Origin of the sequence: Actinomycetospora atypica, assembly GCF_042653685.1 — a bacterium.
GTDB lineage: Bacteria > Actinomycetota > Actinomycetes > Mycobacteriales > Pseudonocardiaceae > Actinomycetospora > Actinomycetospora atypica.
Genome location: NZ_JBHSIV010000011.1, coordinates 167,226 through 184,052, shown reverse-complemented (window position 1 = coordinate 184,052; position 16,827 = coordinate 167,226). Strand labels below are relative to the sequence as shown.

Below are 16,827 nucleotides of genomic sequence, written 5' to 3'. Positions count from 1 at the left end.
CTGGATCGGCACGATGTGGAAGGGGCAGCTGACGTTCGAGACGCCGATGCTGTTCGCGATCGGGTTCCTCGTGACGTTCCTGCTGGGCGGGCTCACCGGGGTGCTGCTCGGCAGCCCCGCGCTCGATTTCAACCTCTCCGACACCTATTTCGTGGTGGCGCACTTCCACTACGTGCTCTTCGGGACGATCGTGTTCGCGACCTTCGCCGGCATCTACTTCTGGTTCCCGAAGATGACCGGCCGGATGATGGACGAGCGCCTGGGCAAGTTCCACTTCTGGGCCACGTTCGTCGGCTTCCACCTGACCTTCCTCGTGCAGCACTGGCTCGGCGCCAGCGGGATGCCGCGCCGCTACGCCGACTACCTGCCCTCCGACGGGTTCACCACGCTGAACACGATCTCGTCGATCGGGGCGTTCGTCCTCGGCGCGAGCACGCTGCCGTTCATCTGGAACGTGTTCGCCAGCTACCGCTACGGGCGGCCCGTCACCCAGGACGACCCGTGGGGCCACGGCAACTCGCTCGAGTGGGCCACCTCGTGCCCGCCGCCGCGGCACAACTTCACGGAGCTGCCCCGGATCCGCTCCGAGCGTCCGGCCTTCGAGCTGCACTACCCGCAGGTCGTCGAACGGCTCCGGCGGGAGTCCCACATCGGCTCGCAGCGGGCGACCGTCGGCGAGGTGGCCGCCGGTGCCGCGGGTCAGGAGGGCCTCTCCGGCGACGACGCCCGCGACAAGTGACCGGGCCGGCCGCGGCGGTCAGGCGGAGTCGTCGAAGGCCCCGCGGCGGGTGGCGTCCGCCGCCGCGGCGGCCGACCCCGCGAGCAGCCCGCCCGCGAGCCACAGCGCCCCGGCCGCCCCCGTCGCCCCGGCGACGAGGCCGGCCCCGGTCGGCACCGCGACCTGGCCGAGCCGGTGGGCGAGCAGCCGCAGCGCGAGCGCGGTCGAGCGCGCCGAGACCGGAGCCGCCCGGACGGTGAGCGTCATCGTCAGGGGCTGGCCGATACCCAGGAAGAAGCCGCACAGGGGCAGCGCGACCGCCATCACCGCAACCCCGGCGCCGGGCCACGCGGCGACGACCAGGGCCACGGCCGAGCCGGCGGCGCTCGCCACGACGAGGGTCGACCGTGACCACCACGCGGCGAGCCGACCCAGGAGCAGCCGCGAGGCCAGCGAGGCGCCCGCCCGCGCGCCGAGGAGGAGCCCGACGACCGCCGGGGCGATCCCCCGCTCCTCGGCCAGCAGCGGGAGGTAGGCGGTGAGCAGGTCGACGGTCGCGAGCAGGGCGAGGCTCACCAGCAGCCCCGGGCGCATCCCGGGGCGGGTCAGCAGGGCGGGGATGCGCGCCCGCTCCGGCACCGGGCCGTCGTCGGGACGCACGCCCCGGCGGAACCGCAGCGCCGCGACCAGCGCCACCGGCACGGCGGGCAGCGTGCATGCCGCGGCGACGAGCAGCGCGGTGCGGGTCGCCGGCAGCAGGGCCGCGCCGCCGCTGTCGCCGAGCAGGGCCCCCGCGAGCAGCGGGCCCACCAGCTGACCCGCGGAGGTGACCGCGGTGAACAGGCCGAACGCCCGGTCCAGCCCGTCGGAGGGACTGCGCCCGGCCACCAGGCCCTGGGCGGCGATCATGAAGGCGAGGTGCCCGAAGCCGAGCGCGGTGGAGGCGAGCCCCACCGACCAGAGGGCGTCGGCGCCGGCGAGGAGCAGCGGGGCCGCGCCCAGCAGGACGACGCCGAGCAGGAGCACCTCCGCCGAGCGCCCCAGCCGGTCGGTGGCCCGCCCCAGCGGCACCGCGACCAGGATCGGCAGCAGCGCGTAGACCGCGGTGATCAGCCCGACGGCCGTGGCGTCCGCGCCGAGGGCGATCGCGCGGTAGGACACCAGGGGCCGGGCGAGGTTCAGCGCGGTCTGGGTCGCGAGCACGCAGACGAGGAGCCCGGCGAACCAGGGCGGGAGGCGGCGTCGCACGGTAGGTGAGCCTCCGGCACCCGGGCCGCGGACAGAACGGTCGCGGCCGTGACCACTACGACCACTACGCGCCTCACGTCCGCAACGTCGACCTCACGGCCGGTGGGCCCGCAGTGTGCTCGGTACCACGCCGGAGCGGGCGTCGGACATCACGTAGGAGGCCCCCGTGCTCGTCATCCTCGGCTTTCTCATGATCGGGGTCTTCATGACCCTGATCATGACGAAGAAGCTGACCCCGGTCGTCGCGCTGATCCTGGTGCCGACGATCTTCGGCCTCTTCGCCGGCGCCGGGCTCGGCATGGGCGACATGGTGCTCGACGCGGTGAAGAGCCTCGCCCCCACCGCGGCGCTGCTGATGTTCGCGATCATCTACTTCGGGATGATGATCGACGTCGGCCTGTTCGACCCGATCGTCCGCGGCATCCTGCGCGTGGTCGGGGACGACCCGGCGAAGGTCGTCGTGGGCACCGCGGTGCTCGCCGGGGTGGTCTCCCTCGACGGCGACGGCTCGACGACCTTCATCATCACCGTCGCCGCGATGCTGCCGGTCTACCTCCGCCTCGGCCTCTCGCCGGTGATCCTCACCGCGGTCGCCGGGGTCGCGAACGGCGTGCTCAACATCGTCCCGTGGGGCGGGCCCACCGCGCGGGCCGCGAGCGCCCTGCAGCTCTCCCCCTCCGAGGTCTTCGTCCCGATGATCCCGTCGATGCTGGCGGGCATCGCGACGGTCCTGGTGCTCGCCTACCTGCTGGGCCGCCGCGAGCGCACCCGCCTCGGCGCGGACCCGTTCGCCGAGGTCCGCGAGGCCGTCGGCGCCCGGTCGCAGACCCGCGTCCTCGAGGGCACCACGGCGACGACGACCACCGGCACGACGACGTCCGTCCTCACCCCGCCCGGGGGCACGCCCGCCGTCACCGGCGGCGGCACCGGTCCCGACGGGTCCACCCCCGCGGACCACGGCCTCGAGGGCGCGCTCGACCCGAACCGCACGACCCTGCGCCCGAAGCTCCTGTGGTTCAACGCCGCCCTCACGGTCGGCCTGCTCGGCATGCTGATCCTCGACCTGCTGCCGATCGCGCTGCTGTTCATGATCGGTGCCGCGATCGCCCTCGTCGTGAACTTCCGCTCGGTCGACGAGCAGGCCGAGGAGCTCAAGGCCCACGCCGGCAGCGTCGTCTCCGTCGTCTCGATGGTCCTCGCGGCCGCGGTGCTCATCGGCATCCTCGACGGCACCGGCATGGTCGACGCGATGGCGCAGTGGATGGTCTCGGTCATCCCGGCCTCGTTCGGGCCGTACATGGCCGTGGTCACGGGCGTGCTCTCGATGCCGCTGACGTTCCTCATGTCCAACGACGCGTTCTACTTCGGCGTCCTGCCGGTGCTCGCCGAGACCGCCGCGAACTACGGCATCAGCCCGGCCGAGATGGCCCGCGCCTCGATCGTCGGGCAGCCGGTCCACATGCAGAGCCCGCTGGTCCCGGCGATCCTGCTGCTCGTGGCGCTGGCCAAGGTCGACCTCGGCGACCACCACCGCAAGGCCCTCTGGATGGCCGGGCTCGCCTCGGTCGCGATGCTCGTGGTCGGCGTGGTGGTCGGGGCCATCCCCTTCCTCGGCTAGACGGCTTCCCGGGTCAGACGGCGCGATACCGGCGCTCGGGCCGCCCGGCGGACCCGTACCGCAGGCGGACCTCGGCCCGCCCCGAGTCGGTGAAGAACTCCAGGTAGCGCCGGGCGCTGACCCGGGAGATCCCCACCCGCTCGGCGGTCTCGGCGGCCGACAGGTCGCCGTCGGCGGCCCGCAGCGCCGTGGCGACCAGGTCGGCGGTCTCGCCGGACAGGCCCTTGGGCAACGACGCCCGGGGGCCCGTTCGCGTTCCCGGCGCTGGCGGCGGGGCGGCCGGGGCTCCCGCGAAGAGCCGGTCGACCGCCGACTGGTCGGCGTCCTGCTCCCCCGCGAGCGCCTCCCGCCCGGCCGCGTAGCGCAGCAGCCGGTCGCGCAGGTCCTCGAACCCGAACGGCTTGATCAGGTAGTTGACCACCCCGCCGCGGACCGCCGCCCGCACCGTCTCGGCGTCGCGGGCCGCGGTGACCATGAGGACGTCGGTGCCCGGGACGGCCGCGCGCAGGTCGTCGAGCACCTCCAGACCGCTGCGGTCGGGCAGGTAGAGGTCGAGCAGGACGAGGTCGGGGCGCAGCTCGACGGCCCGCTCCAGGGCCTCGGCGCCGTGGTGGGCGACCCCGACGGTGACGAAGCCCGGGGTGCGCCCGACGAAGCCGCCGTGGACCTTCGCGACCATGAAGTCGTCGTCGACGACGAGCACCCGCACCGGCCCCGATCCCTCAGACCCCGACATCGACGGTCCTCTCCTGCCTCGGCAGCCGCGCCGTGAACACCGCACCCGCCCCGGGCCGCGAGCGCACCGCGACCTCTCCCCCGCGGCGCACGCACACGGCGCGGACCAGCGCCAGCCCGATGCCGCGGCCGTCGCCGGTCTTCGTCGACACCCCGCGCCCGAAGACCTCGTCGGGCGGGTCGGCGCTCACCCCGGGCCCGGTGTCGGAGACCTCGACGCCGACCGGGCTCCCGGCACCGGGGTCGCTGAGCTCCACGGTCACGGTGGCCCCGGGGAGCCCGATGACCGCGTCGAGGCCGTTGTCGACGAGGTTGCCCACCACGGTGACGAGGTCGGCGGAGAGCCCGTCGGACACCCGCGCGAGCGAGCCGGTGACCTCCAGGACCACGCCCCGCTCCCGGGCCAGGCGGGTCTTGGCCACGAGCAGCGCCGCGAGCGACGGGTCGCCCACGCGCCCGGTCACGGCGGCGTCGTCCTCGGCCGAGCCCTGCAGCGTCCCGACGTAGCGCACGACCTCGTCGTACTCGCCGATCTCGATCAGCCCCGAGATCGTGTGCAGGCGGTTGGAGAACTCGTGGGCCTGGGCGCGCAGCGTCTCGGTGGTGCCGCGGGTGGTGCCGAGCTCGCGCTGCAGGGCGGCGAGCTCGGTGCGGTCGCGCAGGGTGGTCACCCACCCGCGGACGGCGCCGTCGACGAGGAACGGGCGCCGGTTCGCGACGACGACCGCGTCGGCCCGCGGGATGACGGCGTCCTCGGCGGCCCGCCCGGGCCCGCCGAGCACGGCGCGCACCGACTCCTCGACGCCGAGGTCGGCGAGCGTGCGCCCGACGGCGTCGTCGGGCAGGTCGAGCAGCGCCCGGGCGGCGGGGTTCGCGAGGACCACGCGCCCGGAGCCGTCGACGCCGAGGACCCCCTCGCGGATCCCGAGCAGCATCGCCTCCCGCTGCTGGACCAGCGCGGTGATCTCCCGCGGCTCGAGCCCGAGGGTCTGGCGCTTGACCCGCCGGGCGAGCAGCAGCGACCCGGCCACGCCGAGCGCGGTGGCGAGGCCGAGGTAGGTCAGCAGGTCGGGCGCCGAGGCCGCGAGCCTCGTCGTGATCCCCGGCAGGTCGCTGGTGACCGCGACCGCCCCGATCCGCCGGCCGTCGGTGGCGAGCACCGGCACCTGGGCGGCGACCGCGAGCGGGCCGCCGGGGGTGAGGCGCGACGAGCCGGTCCAGCTGCGGCCCTCGGCGACCCGGCTGGGTTCTCCGCCGTCGGCGTCGGCGGTGCCGAGGCGGGTCCCGACGAGGCCGGGGTCGGTCGCGGTGACGACGGTCAGGTCGGCGTCGGCGACCACCACCGCCGAGGTGCCCGAGACGTCGCGGGCCCCGTCGACGACGGCGGTGACCGGGTTGCGCGTGGTGACCGCGCGACCGGCGAGGGCCTGGCGGACCACGCCGTCGACCGCGACGTCCTCGGCGACGGCGAGGACCCGGCGGCTCTCGGTGCGGGTGAACGACGCCAGGGACTGCGTGACGCTCACGGCCGCGACGGCGACGAGCACCAGCGCGACCACGCCGAGCTGCAGGGCCAGCGCCTCCCCCGCGAGCGTGCGGCGCCGACCGGCCCGCGACCACCGGCGGGTCGCGGGCGCGTCGTCGAGCGGGCCGGCCACGGGTGCAGTCTGGCGGGTGGGGCGCCCGGAATCACCTCGGTCGGCGGGACGGTGCTCCGTCGGTGGGAGAGTGCCGGGCGTGCGGCACGCCGGTCTCGTCCTCGCCGTGCTGGCGCTGCTGGTCGCCGGCTGCTCCCCCGGCCCCGGCGACCTGCGCCTGCTGGTCCCCACCGAGGTCGGTGGCGGGTACGACCTCACAGCCCGCACCCTCGCCGCCGCGATCGCGGAGACCGAGGGCGCGAGCCCGCCCGTCGTGGTGGTGCCCGGTGACGGCGGACGCGCGGCCGTCGCAAGGCTGGCGGCCGCCCGGGCCGACCCCGACCTCGTCATGGTGATGGGCCTCGGCCTGCTCGGGGCGGTGCCGACGGCCGCCGGGGACGCCACGCCGCTCACGCGCCTGGTCACCGAGCCCGAGCTCGTCGCCGTGCCCGCCGGCTCGCCCTACCGGACCCTCGGCGACCTCGTGGCCGCCTGGCGCGCCGACCCGTCGCGCGTCGTGGTCGGCGGCGTCTCCGCGCGCGGCGGTCCCGACTGGCTGGTCGCCTCCCGGGTCGCGGCCGCGATCGGCCTGCCGCCCGGGGCGCTGCGCTACCGGTCGCTGCCCGGCGACGCGCTGCTGCCCGCCGTGCTGCGCGGCGAGGTGTCGGTGGCCGTCACGGGGCTCGCCGAGACCGCCCCGCAGGTGGAAGCCGGGACGGTGCGGACCCTCGCCGTCACCTCGGCGCAGCGGACGGCGCGGGTGGACGCGCCGACGCTGCGGGAGTCGGGCGTCGACGTGGTGCTGGAGAACTGGCGCGGCCTGCTCGCCCCGCCGGGTCTCGACGAGGCCCAGGTCGCCCGGCTGGTGTCCCTGGTGGAGGGCGTCCGCTCGTCGGCGGCCTGGCGGGCGGCGGTGGCCCGCAACGGGTGGACCGACGCGCCGCTGTCCGGGCCCGCCTTCGCCGCGTTCCTCGCCGAGCAGCGGGACCGGGTGGGCGAGGCCCTCGCCGCGGGTTAGAGCAGGGAGAGCTGCTCGGGCGCGGTGTCCCGGACGAGGCCGGCCGGGACGCGGGGCAGCGCCCCGTCGGGCCACGGCTCGGGGTTGTCGGGCGCCACGCCCCGCCCGCCGTCGAGGCGCCCTCCCATGTGGTGCCCCGACCCGTCGAGCCCGTGGCGGCGCAGCAGCACCGCGACGCGTGCCTTCAGGTCCTCCCGGTAGGCCTGCTGCACGTACGCGCCCCGCCGGTAGAGCGCCGCGTAGCGCTCGAGGAGGTGGGAGTGCTCCCGCGCGAGCCAGGCGTGGAACCACTCGCGGGTGCCCGGGCGCAGATGGAGTGCGAGGACGCTCGCCCCCGCGGCGCCCGCCGCGGCGATCTCGCCGAGCAGCGCGTCGAGCGCGGCGTCGGAGTCGGTGAGCCCGGGCAGCACCGGCGCGACGAACACCCCCACGGGCAGGCCCGCGTCGGCGATGCGGCGCACGAGGTCGAGCCGCGCCCGCGGGGTGGGCGTGCCGGGCTCGACCGAGCGGTGCAGGTCGGGGTCGAGCAGGGCCAGGGACACCCCGATGCCCACCGGCACGTCCCGGCCGGCCGCGACGACCTCGGGCAGGTCGCGGGCCAGCAGGGTGCCCTTGGTGAGGATCGAGAGCGGGGTCCCGGAGGCGCCGAGGGCGCGGATGATCCCGGGCATCAGCCGGTAGCGGCCCTCGGCCCGCTGGTAGGGGTCGGTGTTGGTGCCCATCGCGACGTGCTCGCGGGTCCAGCGCGGTGAGCGGACCTCGCGCGCCAGCACCTCCGGGGCGTTGAGCTTGACCACCACCTGGCGGTCGAAGTCGTCCCCCGCGTCGAGGTCGAGGTAGGTGTGGGTGTTGCGGGCGAAGCAGTTGTGGTGGACCAGGCCCGCCGCCACGTAGTCGCCCGTGGTGGTGGTGACGTCGTAGACCGTCTCCTCCCCCGCCGGCTCGACCGACACCAGCGTCCGGTCGGCCCCGCGGGACTCGTCGAGCACGTCGCGCACCCCCGCGAGGCCGGGGGCCGGGAGCGTCTCCGCGCCGACCAGGACGTCGCCCGGGACGACCCAGGCGCCCCCGTGGTCGGCCGCGCCCTCGGCGGTCGCGTGCCGCCACCCGGCCCGGGTGAGCAGCCGGTGCTCGGTGCCCACGACCATCGTCGTGCCGTCGGCGAGCCGCACCCGGACCACCGGGCGGCGGCGCGACCAGTGCGCCAGCACGTGCGTGCGGTCGAGGAGGCGGAGTCCGTTCCCGTGCACCGTGCCCACCAGTGCATCGCCCGGGCGGACGTCGGCCATCGGCACCGTGCCGCCGTCGGCGCGGAGCACCGGGGTGGAGCCGACGACGCAGTAGGTGCAGGCGTGCGAGCACCCCCGGTACGGGTTGACCGTCCAGCCGAACGGCATCGGCGAGCCGCCGGGCACCCGGTTGAGCACCGAGCGGGCCCGGACCTCGTGGAAGGTGATCCCGGCGAACTCGGGGGTCTGCACGCTGCGGACGAGCCCCTTGAGCGCGGGCATGCCGGGCAGCGCCCCGTCGTCGTCCCCCACCTGCTGTCCGGCCCACCGCATGCGTCGATTCGAACATGTGTTCGCCTGGACGGCAAGTTCGATCACGAGGTTTCGGTACCGCCGGTACGCGGTACTGCACGTCACAACGCCCGGGCTCAGGAGGCACCATGAGCTTCACCCTCGAACTCACCCCCGCGCACCACGAGCTCGTGCGGCGCGCGCACACCTTCGCCGAGGAGGTCATCCGCCCCGCCGCCGCGAAGTACGACCAGCTCCAGGAATGTCCGTGGGACATCGTCGACGCGGCCTCCCGCGAGGGCTTCTACAGCCCGCTCTTCTACGCCGACATGATCGCCGACCCCACGGGCCTGTCCCTGCCGCTGTTCCTCGAGGAGATCTTCTGGGGCTGCGCCGGCATCGGTCTGACGCTCGTCCTGCCCGCCCTCGCGCTCTCCGCGCTCAACCAGGCCGGGACGCCCGAGCAGCTCGCCCGCTGGGCCCCGGAGATGTTCGGCGAGCCCGGTGACATCAAGCTCGCCGCCCTCGCCGTCAGCGAGCCCCAGGGCGGCAGCGACGTCGCGAACCTGCAGACCCGCGCGGTCAAGGACGGCGACGAGTGGGTGCTCGACGGGTCCAAGATCTGGATCGGCAACGGCGGCATCGCCGACGTCACGATCGTCAACGCCGTGGTCGACCCCGAGCTCGGCACCAAGGGCCAGGCGATGTTCCTCGTGCCGAAGGGCACCCCGGGCATGGAGCAGGTCCGGCGCCTCGACAAGCTCGGGCACCGCGCCTCGCACACCGCCGAGCTGTCGTTCGCGAACTGCCGCATCCCCGCCGACCAGCTGCTCGGCACCGAGGACAAGCTGAACCACAAGCTCGACAAGGCCCGCCGGGGCGAGGGTCGCTCGGCCGCCCTCGGCACCTTCGAGCAGACCCGGCCGATGGTCGCCGCCATGGCCCTCGGCGTCGCCCGGGCCTCCTTCGAGTACGCCTGCGACTACGCGTCGCGCCGTGAGGCCTTCGGCGGGCCGGTCATCGAGAACCAGGGCGTCGCGTTCCCGCTCGTCGACATCGCCGCCGACATCGACGCCGCCCGGCTCCTCTGCTGGCGGGCGTCCTGGATGGCCGCCAACGGCGTGCCGTTCCACCTCGGCGAGGGCTCGATGTCCAAGCTCAAGGCCTCGGAGGTGGCCGTGCGCGCCGCCGAGCAGGCCGTCCAGGTCTGCGGCGGCTGGGGCTACGTCTCCGACCTGCCGGTGGAGAAGTGGTACCGCGACGCGAAGCTCTACACCATCTTCGAGGGCACCAGCGAGATCCAGCGGATGGTCATCGGCCGGACCCTCGCGACCGAGGCGGTCAAGGGCCCGCAGCACCACCAGCTTCCCGGCGACCACAGGGGGCTCTCCCGCAAGTTCGGGCACGGGTCGCTCGCCCGCGCCCGCGCCGGCGAGGCGTTCCTCAAGCTCGCGCAGAAGGCGCCCGACAAGCTCCTCGAGCTCGGCGGGAAGCTCGCCTCGCCCGGCAAGTGATCAGCACGCCCGCGGTCGACCTCCTCTAGGGTCCACCGGACCACCCGTCTGCCGTAGTGAGGTCCGCTGATGTCCACGCCGTCGCGCCGTGGCGACGCCCCCGCCCCGGGCGTGCTCGACACTGTCTACGCCCTCGCGGCGGCCTCGGCCCGCACGGCGGTGGAACTCACGCTGCGCGGCCCGCAGATCGTCCGCGGGCTCGCGTCGGCGGCCCAGACCGTCACGGTCGACGTCGCGCCGCTCGTCGGGGACGCGCTGCGGGCCGTGCCGCGGCTCGTCGACCTCCTCGAGACGCTGCTGCCGATGGCGCAGGACCTGCAGCGCTCGCTCGACACGCTCGCCTCCGCGGCGCCGGACCTGCACGCCCTCGCCGGGGCCGCCCCCGCCCTGCGCGAGCTCGGCGGGGCGGCCGACGACATCCGGGCGCTCACCACCGCGGTCCCCGCGCTGCAGCAGCTCGGGGGCGCGGCGGGCGACATCCGGGCCCTCACCGAGGCCGTGCCCGCCCTGCAGCAGCTCGGCGGCGCGGCGGAGGACATCCGGGCCCTGACCGCGGCGGTGCCCGCGCTGCAGCAGCTGGGCGGGGCGGCCGGGGACATCCGGGCGCTCACCGAGGCCGTGCCGGCGCTGCAGCAGCTGGGCGGCGCGGCGGCCGACATCCGCGCGCTCACGGAGGCCGTGCCCGCCCTGCAGCAGCTCGGCGGCGCGGCCGGCGACATCCGGAAGCTCACCGAGGCCGTGCCGGCGCTGCAGCAGCTCGGGGGTGCCGCCGAGGACATCCACGCGCTGCGCGAGGCCGTCCCGGCCCTGCAGCAGCTCGGGGGCGCCGCGGCCGACATCCGCGAGCTCACCGGTGCCGTCGACTCCCTGGCGAAGCTCGCCGGAGCGGTCTCCGACCTCGAGCGCATCGCCGCCGCCACCGGCGACGTCGCCACCATCGCGGGCGCCGTGGGCACGATCGAGCAGATCGCCGCCGCGGTCCCCACCGTCGAGCGGATCGCCGACGCGGTCGGCACGGTCGAGCAGATCGCCGCGGCCGTCCCGACGATCGAGCGGATCGCCGACGCCGTCGGCACCGTCGAGCGGATCGCGGCCGCGGTACCCACGGTGGAGCGGATCGCCGACGCCGTCGGCACCGTCCAGCAGCTGGCCGACGCGGTCCCGACGATCGACGCGCTCGCCGGGGCCGTCCCGGCCATCGAGAGCCTCGCGGAGGCCACTCCGCTCATCCGGGCCCTCGTCGACTCGGTGCCCGAGCTCGAGAAGCTGACCGGCGCGATCTCCCACGTCGAGGTGCTGGCCCGGCACGCCGACACCACGTTCCCCGAGCTGCCCCCGCGCCTGGAGACCCTCGACTCCTCGCTGTCGACCGCGGCGACCGAGCTAGTCCGGGTGGCGCCCGACCTGCGCACCGTGGCCTCCCGGATCGAGGATCTCGACGGGCAGATCAAGGTGCTCGCCGACGCCCTCGCCCCGCTGCAGGGCACCACCGAGCGCCTCGGCCGCATCGTCGACCGCCTCCCCTCGAGCCGGCGGCAGAAGGCCGTCGAGGGCTGACCCGGCCGCGTCCGTCGACGACGGGGGCACGTCGACCGCGGTGTTCCCCGGTCGGCGTTATCTCCCGTCGGACAGCGGGCAACCCTGCTTCCGAACCGGCTCCCGGACCTGAGTCGCGGTGTCACATCACCCTCGGTCCAGGAGTGAAGCGATGAGCGTCGCACCCGATCGCACGTCCGCCCCCACACCACCGCCCGACCCCGGAGGGGCCCGTCCCGCGGGGTCCGGGTCGAACGCGGAACCGTCGATCGGCCAGCTGCTGACCCAGCTCTCCGAGCAGACCTCGCGGCTGGTCCGCGACGAGCTCGCGCTGGCCCAGGTCGAGCTCAAGAACACCGCCAAGCAGGCCGGGATCGGCGCCGGGCTCTTCGGCGTCGCCGGGATCCTCGCCGTCGCCGGGCTCGGCGCCGGGGTGGCCACCGCGATCATCGCCCTGGCCCTGCTGCTCCCGACCTGGGCGTCCGCGCTCATCGTCACCGCCCTGCTGCTCGCCGCCGCCGGCGTCGCCGCGCTGCTCGGCAGGAACAAGGTCCAGCAGGTCTCGCCCACCCCGGACCGCACCGTGGCCAACGTCAAGCTCGACGTCGAAGAGATCCAGGAGGCCCGCCACCATGACGACACCCGACAGGCCTGACACCCACCCCGACACCGTCACCGCCCGACCGGCGAGCACCGCGAGCGCCGACGAGATCGTGGCCGACATCGAGGCCACCCGCGCCGACCTCGGCGCCACCGTCGACGCCCTCGCCCAGAAGCTCGACGTCAAGGCCCAGGCCCAGCACACCCTGGACGACGCCAGGTCGCGCGCGACCGCGCAGGCCCGCGACCTCCAGGCCCGCGGCCAGGACCTGTTCGCCCAGGCCAGGGACGCCGCCACCGACGACGACGGCAACCTCACCGACCAGGCCCGCAGCATCGCGGTGAAGGGCGCCGCCGCCCTCACCGCGGTCCTCGTCCTGCGCACGATCGTCCGCCACCGGAGGCAACGATGACCACCACCGCACCCACCGGGACGACGCCGACCAGTACGCCGGCGAAGATCCTCTACCGGCCGGTCGGGCTGGCGAGCTCGATCCTCGGCGGTCTCCTCGCCAACGCCATCTTCCGCCGGGTGTGGCAGCGCGCCGCGCCGGGCGAGGCGCCCGACCCGCCGCGGGCGCTCGACTCCGGATCGTCCCTGCGGACGATCCTGCTCGCGGCAGGCCTGCAGGGGGCCATCTTCGCCGTGGTCAAGGTCGTCATCGACCGCGGCGGGGCGCGCGCGTTCCAGCGGTGGAGCGGCGAATGGCCCGGTGACTGAGCCGTATCCCGCAACCGGGCGGTCCGACGGACACCGGACGAATGGCGCCGTCGGATCGGTGACCGTCTAGGAGCGCGACCGCGACGCCTCGGCACCGTTCGCGGCCGACGTCTTGGCACTGGCGCGGGTCCCGGCGCTCGGCCGGCCCGAGGCCGCACGCGGCGCTGCCGAGCCGGACGACGACCCCGACGACGACCCCGACGAGGTCCGGGGCGCACTCGGTGCGGCCCCGTTCTCGGCGCCCTCCTTCGACGTCGCGGCGGTCGTGGAGTCACTCCTAAGTGCGACCGCGTCGTCCCCGCGGTCCGCGGTGTCGGCCTCGTCCTCGCCGTCCTCGTCGTCTGCCGCACCCTCGCCGCTGTCGGTGGCAGCCGGCGATCCCGAGGTCCCGCTCTTCCGGGTCGACCACGCCAGCTCCAGCTCGAGCTCCACGTCGTCGCCATCGATGCTCGCCTCGATCTCGACGTGCATCTCGTCGGACAGCGCGAGGGTGAGCGAGGGACCGGCCAGGGGCAGCTGGGCCGAGCCGTCCTCCCGGAGGGCGTCGGCCAGGTCGGCGAGCCAGTCGGCGAGCTCCTCCCGCGACAGCGTGACCTCGTTCTCGACCTTGAAATTCACCGTGTCTCCATCCCTCCACGGGCCGCGGCAATTGCCGTGCCTCAGGGCGGACAGTTTCCCGGATCGGCGGCGTCGGTGATATCGCCTGGATGCATCACCGTTTCGGCGAACGCCACGAGAAGAATGCGCCGGACGAAGAACGGATTCGGGCGGATGCCGACCACGAGGCCCACCTCTGTTCCACGACGGACGATTCCGAGGGGCATCTCCCTCACGACGGCCCGGTGGGCGTGGTCGCCCGGAGGGTCGCCAGGAGGTCGCCGCTGATCGCGACCAGGTCCTCGTCGCCCTCCGCCGCGTCGAGCCACCGTTCGTAGGCGGTCAGGAACACCTGCACCCCGACCCCGGCCGCGAGCCGCGCGTCGCCCTCGTCGACCCCTCTCCTGGTCAGCGCGTCGGCGAACTCGAGCGCCATGACGTGCTGCTTGATCAGCTCGCGTTCGAGGAGCTCCGGGTTGGCCGCGATCACGGCCTGCCGCTCCCGCAGGGACCGGCGCGGGGCGAGGGCCTCCCAGGCGTGCTGCGACAGCACCCCGACCACCACTCCGAGCGGGTCCGCGACGTGGGGCGCCCGGAACAGTTCGTCCACCAGGGCCGCCCGCAGGTCGTCCGCGTCGGCGAACAGGACCTCCCGCTTGTCGGAGAAGTGGCGGAAGAACGTGCGGTTGGTGACCCGGGCCCGCCGCGCGATCTCGACGACGCTGGTGTTCTCGAAGCCGTGCTCCCGGAACAGCTGCAGGGCGGCCGTCCTGAGGCGTTCCCCGCTGCCCTGCTCCCACCTCGGCACGCCGCGACGATACACAGTGATGACACACCGCGACATCTGGTCTACTGTGATGTCACAGCGCGACATCACCCCGGGCGCGACCAGCGGATGGAGAACACCGTGGACTACCTCGTGACGGCGACACCGACCGGAGGCCTGATCGATCTGGCCGCCGACGAGCGGGACGAGCTGATGGCGCGGGAGCGGCAGATCGCGACGGCCCTCATCGACGCGGGCACGATCACCTGGATGTGGCGACTGCCCGACACCGGCACCACCCTGGCCGTCTGGAACGCCGAGAGCGCCGAGAGCCTCGACGCGGCTCTCCGGACCCTGCCGGTCCACCCCTACAACGTCCTCGAGATCACCGCGTTGGCCGCGCACCCGGCCTTCCCGACCCCGCTGCGCGCCGCCCGCGCCGCCGCGTGAGGACGCGGATTCGACAACCCCGGCGTCACTCCCCCGGCGGCAGCGCGCCCCCGGTGTCCTTGAGCCCCACCCCGGTCAGCTCGAGGCGCCGGGCCTCGGTCATCAGGGCCACGAGCACCTCGGTCGCGCGCTCGTAGGACAGGCCGTCGGGCGGGCGGATGTTCGACACGCAGTTGCGCTCGGAGTCGGCCCGCCCGCGCTGCGGGGCCCACGTCAGGTAGGCGCCCAGCGAGTCGGGCGAGGACATTCCCGGCCGTTCCCCGATCAGCACCAGCACCATCGCCGCGCCGAGGCGCTGCGCGACGTCGTCGCCGAGGGCCACCCGCGCCTGGGTCGCGACCACCACCGGGGCCACCCGCCACCCCTCGAGCTGCGCCAGGAGGGTCGAGACCAGGCCGACCGCGTGGGCGTGCACCGCGAACGCCGACAGCCCGTCCGCGACCACCACGGCGAGGTCCCACTCCCCCGCCTCGAGCCCGTCCCCGTCGGCGAGCCGGCGCCCGAGGTCGGGGCGCTGCAGGTACTGCGCGCGGCCGTCGGCGGCACTGGCCACGGTCGTCGTCGGGAAGCCCGCGTCGTGCAGGGCACCGACGATCTCGTCCACCCGCAGCGGCTCGTGCACCGCGTCGCGCGCCATCGCATGCGCGGCGGACAGCCGCAGCACCTCGGTGGTCGGGAGCCCGTCACCCGCACGCCCCAGCCCGACGCGGGCCCGGGTCGCCTCGCGCAGCACGGTCCAGGCGTCGGTCACGAGAGCCCGCCCGTGAGGGCCGGCAGGGCGGCGGGCGACAGCTGCGGCACCCGGCCGACGTCGTCGAGGAGCCCGACCGAGGCGAGCCACGTCTCGAACTCCGGGGCCGGGCGCAGCCCGAGCACCTGCCGGGCCGTGAGCACGTCCTGGAACGAGAGCGACTGGTAGTTGAGCATGATGTCGTCGCCGCCGGGCACGCAGATGACGAACGAGCACCCGGCCGCCGCCAGCATGACGAGCAGCGTGTCGGTGTCGTCCGCGTCGGCCTCGGCATGGTTGGTGTAGCAGACGTCGACGCCCATGGGGACGCCGAGCAGCTTCCCGCAGAGGTGGTCCTCCAGCCCGGCGCGCAGGATCTGCTTGCCGTCGTAGAGGTACTCCGGGCCGATGAACCCGACGACCGTGTTCACCAGCAGCGGGTCGTAGGCCCGGCACACCGCGTACGCCCGCGCCTCGAGGGTCTGCTGGTCGACGCCGTGGTGGGCGTCCGCGGAGAGCGCCGAGCCCTGGCCGGTCTCGAAGTACATGACCTGGTTCCCGACGACGCCCCGCCCCAGTCCCAGCGCCGCCTCCTGCGCCTGCGCGAGGTGGTCGAGCGTGACGCCGAAGCCGCGGTTCGCCGCCTGGGTGCCGGCGACCGACTGGAACACGAGATCGACCGGGGCGCCCTGCTCGAGGAGCTCGAGGGTGGTGGTGACGTGGGTGAGCACGCAGGACTGGACGGGGGCGTCGATCCGCCGCCGCGCGTCGTCGATCAGCTCGAGCAGCGCCCGGACCGTGGAGGGGCGGTCGGTGGCGGGGTTGATGCCCACCACCGCGTCGCCCGAGCCGTGCAGGAGGCCGTCGACGATGCTCGCGGTGATGCCCACCGGGTCGTCGGTGGGGTGGTTGGGCTGCAGGCGGGTGGCGAGCCGGCCGGGCAGCCCGATCGTCGTCCGGAAGCCGGTGACCACCCGGGTCTTGGCGGCGATCGCGACGAGGTCGGCGACTCTGCAGAGCTTCGAGACCGCGGCCACCATCTCCGGGGTCAGGCCGGGAGCGAGCGCGGTGAGGGCGTCGGTGTCGGTCTCCCACGACAGCAGCCGGTCGCGCAGGCCGCCGACCGTCTCCGAGCGGACCGGCGCGAAGGCCTCCGCGTCGTGGGAGTCGACGATCAGGCGCGTGACGTCGTCGTCCTCGTAGGGCACCACGGTCTCGTCGAGGAAGTGCGCGAGCGGGAGGTCGGCCAGGGCCTGCTGCGCCGCCACCCGCTCGGCCGCCGACTCCGCGGCCACCCCGGCCAGGACGTCTCCCGACCGCGGCGGGGTGGCCTTGGCGAGGAGGTCGCGCAGGTCGTCGAAGCGGTAGGAGTGCCCGCCCACCGTGCCGGTCCAGCCCATCGCGCGGCCCTCCTGGTCG

18 protein-coding genes are annotated in these 16,827 nt (G+C 74.9%); 9 read left to right on the top strand and 9 right to left on the bottom strand.

Going from position 1 to position 16,827, the window contains the following annotated elements:
• Positions 1–739: cytochrome c oxidase subunit I (locus ACFPBZ_RS13240; protein ID WP_378036514.1), on the top strand; the 739-nt coding region annotated here is incomplete at its 5' end.
• Positions 740–757: 18 nt separating this feature from the next.
• Here ACFPBZ_RS13240 and ACFPBZ_RS13235 read toward each other — a convergent pair.
• Complete coding sequence (locus ACFPBZ_RS13235; protein WP_378036513.1) at positions 758–1,966, bottom strand: MFS transporter; 1,209 nt, start codon at positions 1,964–1,966, stop codon at positions 758–760.
• A gap of 166 nt (positions 1,967–2,132) precedes the next feature.
• Here ACFPBZ_RS13235 and ACFPBZ_RS13230 point away from each other — a divergent pair, with 166 nt between their 5' ends.
• Entirely contained in the window at positions 2,133–3,584 is a 1,452-nt protein-coding gene (locus ACFPBZ_RS13230; RefSeq protein WP_378036512.1) for a CitMHS family transporter, read from the top strand.
• A 13-nt stretch (positions 3,585–3,597) separates the two neighbouring features.
• On the opposite strand, the gene ACFPBZ_RS13225 is transcribed toward ACFPBZ_RS13230, so the two are convergent.
• Together ACFPBZ_RS13225 and ACFPBZ_RS13220 are read right to left on the bottom strand one after the other, a co-directional pair.
• Positions 3,598–4,320: a response regulator gene (locus ACFPBZ_RS13225; protein ID WP_378036511.1), complete on the bottom strand. Its 723-nt coding sequence runs from the start codon at positions 4,318–4,320 to the stop codon at positions 3,598–3,600.
• Positions 4,307–5,977 carry a sensor histidine kinase gene (locus tag ACFPBZ_RS13220; protein WP_378036510.1) on the bottom strand — a complete coding sequence of 557 codons (1,671 nt, stop codon included), beginning with the start codon at positions 5,975–5,977 and terminating at the stop codon, positions 4,307–4,309. Before ACFPBZ_RS13220 ends, ACFPBZ_RS13225 begins: the two co-directional genes overlap by 14 nt.
• 79 nt (positions 5,978–6,056) lie before the next feature.
• Here ACFPBZ_RS13220 and ACFPBZ_RS13215 point away from each other — a divergent pair, with 79 nt between their 5' ends.
• Positions 6,057–6,974, top strand: a complete 918-nt coding sequence (locus ACFPBZ_RS13215; protein WP_378036509.1) for a tripartite tricarboxylate transporter substrate binding protein — start codon at positions 6,057–6,059, stop codon at positions 6,972–6,974.
• Here the strand turns inward: ACFPBZ_RS13215 and ACFPBZ_RS13210 are convergent.
• Entirely contained in the window at positions 6,971–8,536 is a 1,566-nt protein-coding gene (locus tag ACFPBZ_RS13210) for an Rv2578c family radical SAM protein (RefSeq protein WP_378036508.1), read from the bottom strand. The two genes, ACFPBZ_RS13215 and ACFPBZ_RS13210, sit on opposite strands and share 4 nt — an antisense overlap.
• 107 nt (positions 8,537–8,643) lie before the next feature.
• Here ACFPBZ_RS13210 and ACFPBZ_RS13205 point away from each other — a divergent pair, with 107 nt between their 5' ends.
• The 5 genes from ACFPBZ_RS13205 (at position 8,644) to ACFPBZ_RS13185 (ending at position 12,865) form a co-directional block, all read left to right on the top strand.
• The gene (locus tag ACFPBZ_RS13205; protein WP_378036507.1) at positions 8,644–10,008 is read left to right on the top strand and encodes an acyl-CoA dehydrogenase family protein; all 1,365 of its coding nucleotides are present in this window, start codon (positions 8,644–8,646) and stop codon (positions 10,006–10,008) included.
• A gap of 69 nt (positions 10,009–10,077) precedes the next feature.
• Positions 10,078–11,565: a hypothetical protein gene (locus ACFPBZ_RS13200; RefSeq protein WP_378036506.1), complete on the top strand. Its 1,488-nt coding sequence runs from the start codon at positions 10,078–10,080 to the stop codon at positions 11,563–11,565.
• A gap of 151 nt (positions 11,566–11,716) precedes the next feature.
• Entirely contained in the window at positions 11,717–12,199 is a 483-nt protein-coding gene (locus ACFPBZ_RS13195; protein WP_378036505.1) for a phage holin family protein, read from the top strand.
• A complete protein-coding gene (locus tag ACFPBZ_RS13190) occupies positions 12,177–12,557 on the top strand; it encodes a DUF3618 domain-containing protein (RefSeq protein ID WP_378036504.1) in 381 nt (126 codons plus the stop codon). The genes ACFPBZ_RS13195 and ACFPBZ_RS13190 overlap by 23 nt, the downstream gene beginning before the upstream one ends.
• Positions 12,554–12,865 carry a DUF4235 domain-containing protein gene (locus tag ACFPBZ_RS13185; RefSeq protein WP_378036503.1) on the top strand — a complete coding sequence of 104 codons (312 nt, stop codon included), beginning with the start codon at positions 12,554–12,556 and terminating at the stop codon, positions 12,863–12,865. Before ACFPBZ_RS13190 ends, ACFPBZ_RS13185 begins: the two co-directional genes overlap by 4 nt.
• A gap of 66 nt (positions 12,866–12,931) precedes the next feature.
• Here ACFPBZ_RS13185 and ACFPBZ_RS13180 read toward each other — a convergent pair whose 3' ends face one another.
• From ACFPBZ_RS13180 to ACFPBZ_RS13170, 3 genes are read right to left on the bottom strand one after another with little or no spacing between them, the layout of a single operon-like run.
• Positions 12,932–13,483: an amphi-Trp domain-containing protein gene (locus ACFPBZ_RS13180; RefSeq protein ID WP_378036502.1), complete on the bottom strand. Its 552-nt coding sequence runs from the start codon at positions 13,481–13,483 to the stop codon at positions 12,932–12,934.
• A gap of 41 nt (positions 13,484–13,524) precedes the next feature.
• Positions 13,525–13,647, bottom strand: coding sequence for a hypothetical protein (locus tag ACFPBZ_RS13175; protein WP_378036501.1), 123 nt, complete (start codon positions 13,645–13,647; stop codon positions 13,525–13,527).
• Between the two features lie 47 nt (positions 13,648–13,694).
• Positions 13,695–14,270: a TetR/AcrR family transcriptional regulator gene (locus ACFPBZ_RS13170; protein ID WP_378036500.1), complete on the bottom strand. Its 576-nt coding sequence runs from the start codon at positions 14,268–14,270 to the stop codon at positions 13,695–13,697.
• Between the two features lie 99 nt (positions 14,271–14,369).
• Here ACFPBZ_RS13170 and ACFPBZ_RS13165 point away from each other — a divergent pair, with 99 nt between their 5' ends.
• A complete protein-coding gene (locus ACFPBZ_RS13165; RefSeq protein ID WP_378036499.1) occupies positions 14,370–14,678 on the top strand; it encodes a muconolactone Delta-isomerase family protein in 309 nt (102 codons plus the stop codon).
• Positions 14,679–14,703: 25 nt separating this feature from the next.
• Here the strand turns inward: ACFPBZ_RS13165 and eutC are convergent, their stop codons facing one another.
• Both eutC and ACFPBZ_RS13155 read right to left on the bottom strand, forming a co-directional pair.
• On the bottom strand, positions 14,704–15,429 hold the full coding sequence (gene eutC, locus ACFPBZ_RS13160) for an ethanolamine ammonia-lyase subunit EutC (protein WP_378036498.1): 726 nt from the start codon (positions 15,427–15,429) through the stop codon (positions 14,704–14,706).
• Positions 15,426–16,808 (bottom strand): ethanolamine ammonia-lyase subunit EutB, encoded by a 1,383-nt coding sequence (locus tag ACFPBZ_RS13155; RefSeq protein ID WP_378036497.1) that lies wholly within the window; start codon positions 16,806–16,808, stop codon positions 15,426–15,428. Before ACFPBZ_RS13155 ends, eutC begins: the two co-directional genes overlap by 4 nt.
• Positions 16,809–16,827: the final 19 nt, after the last annotated feature.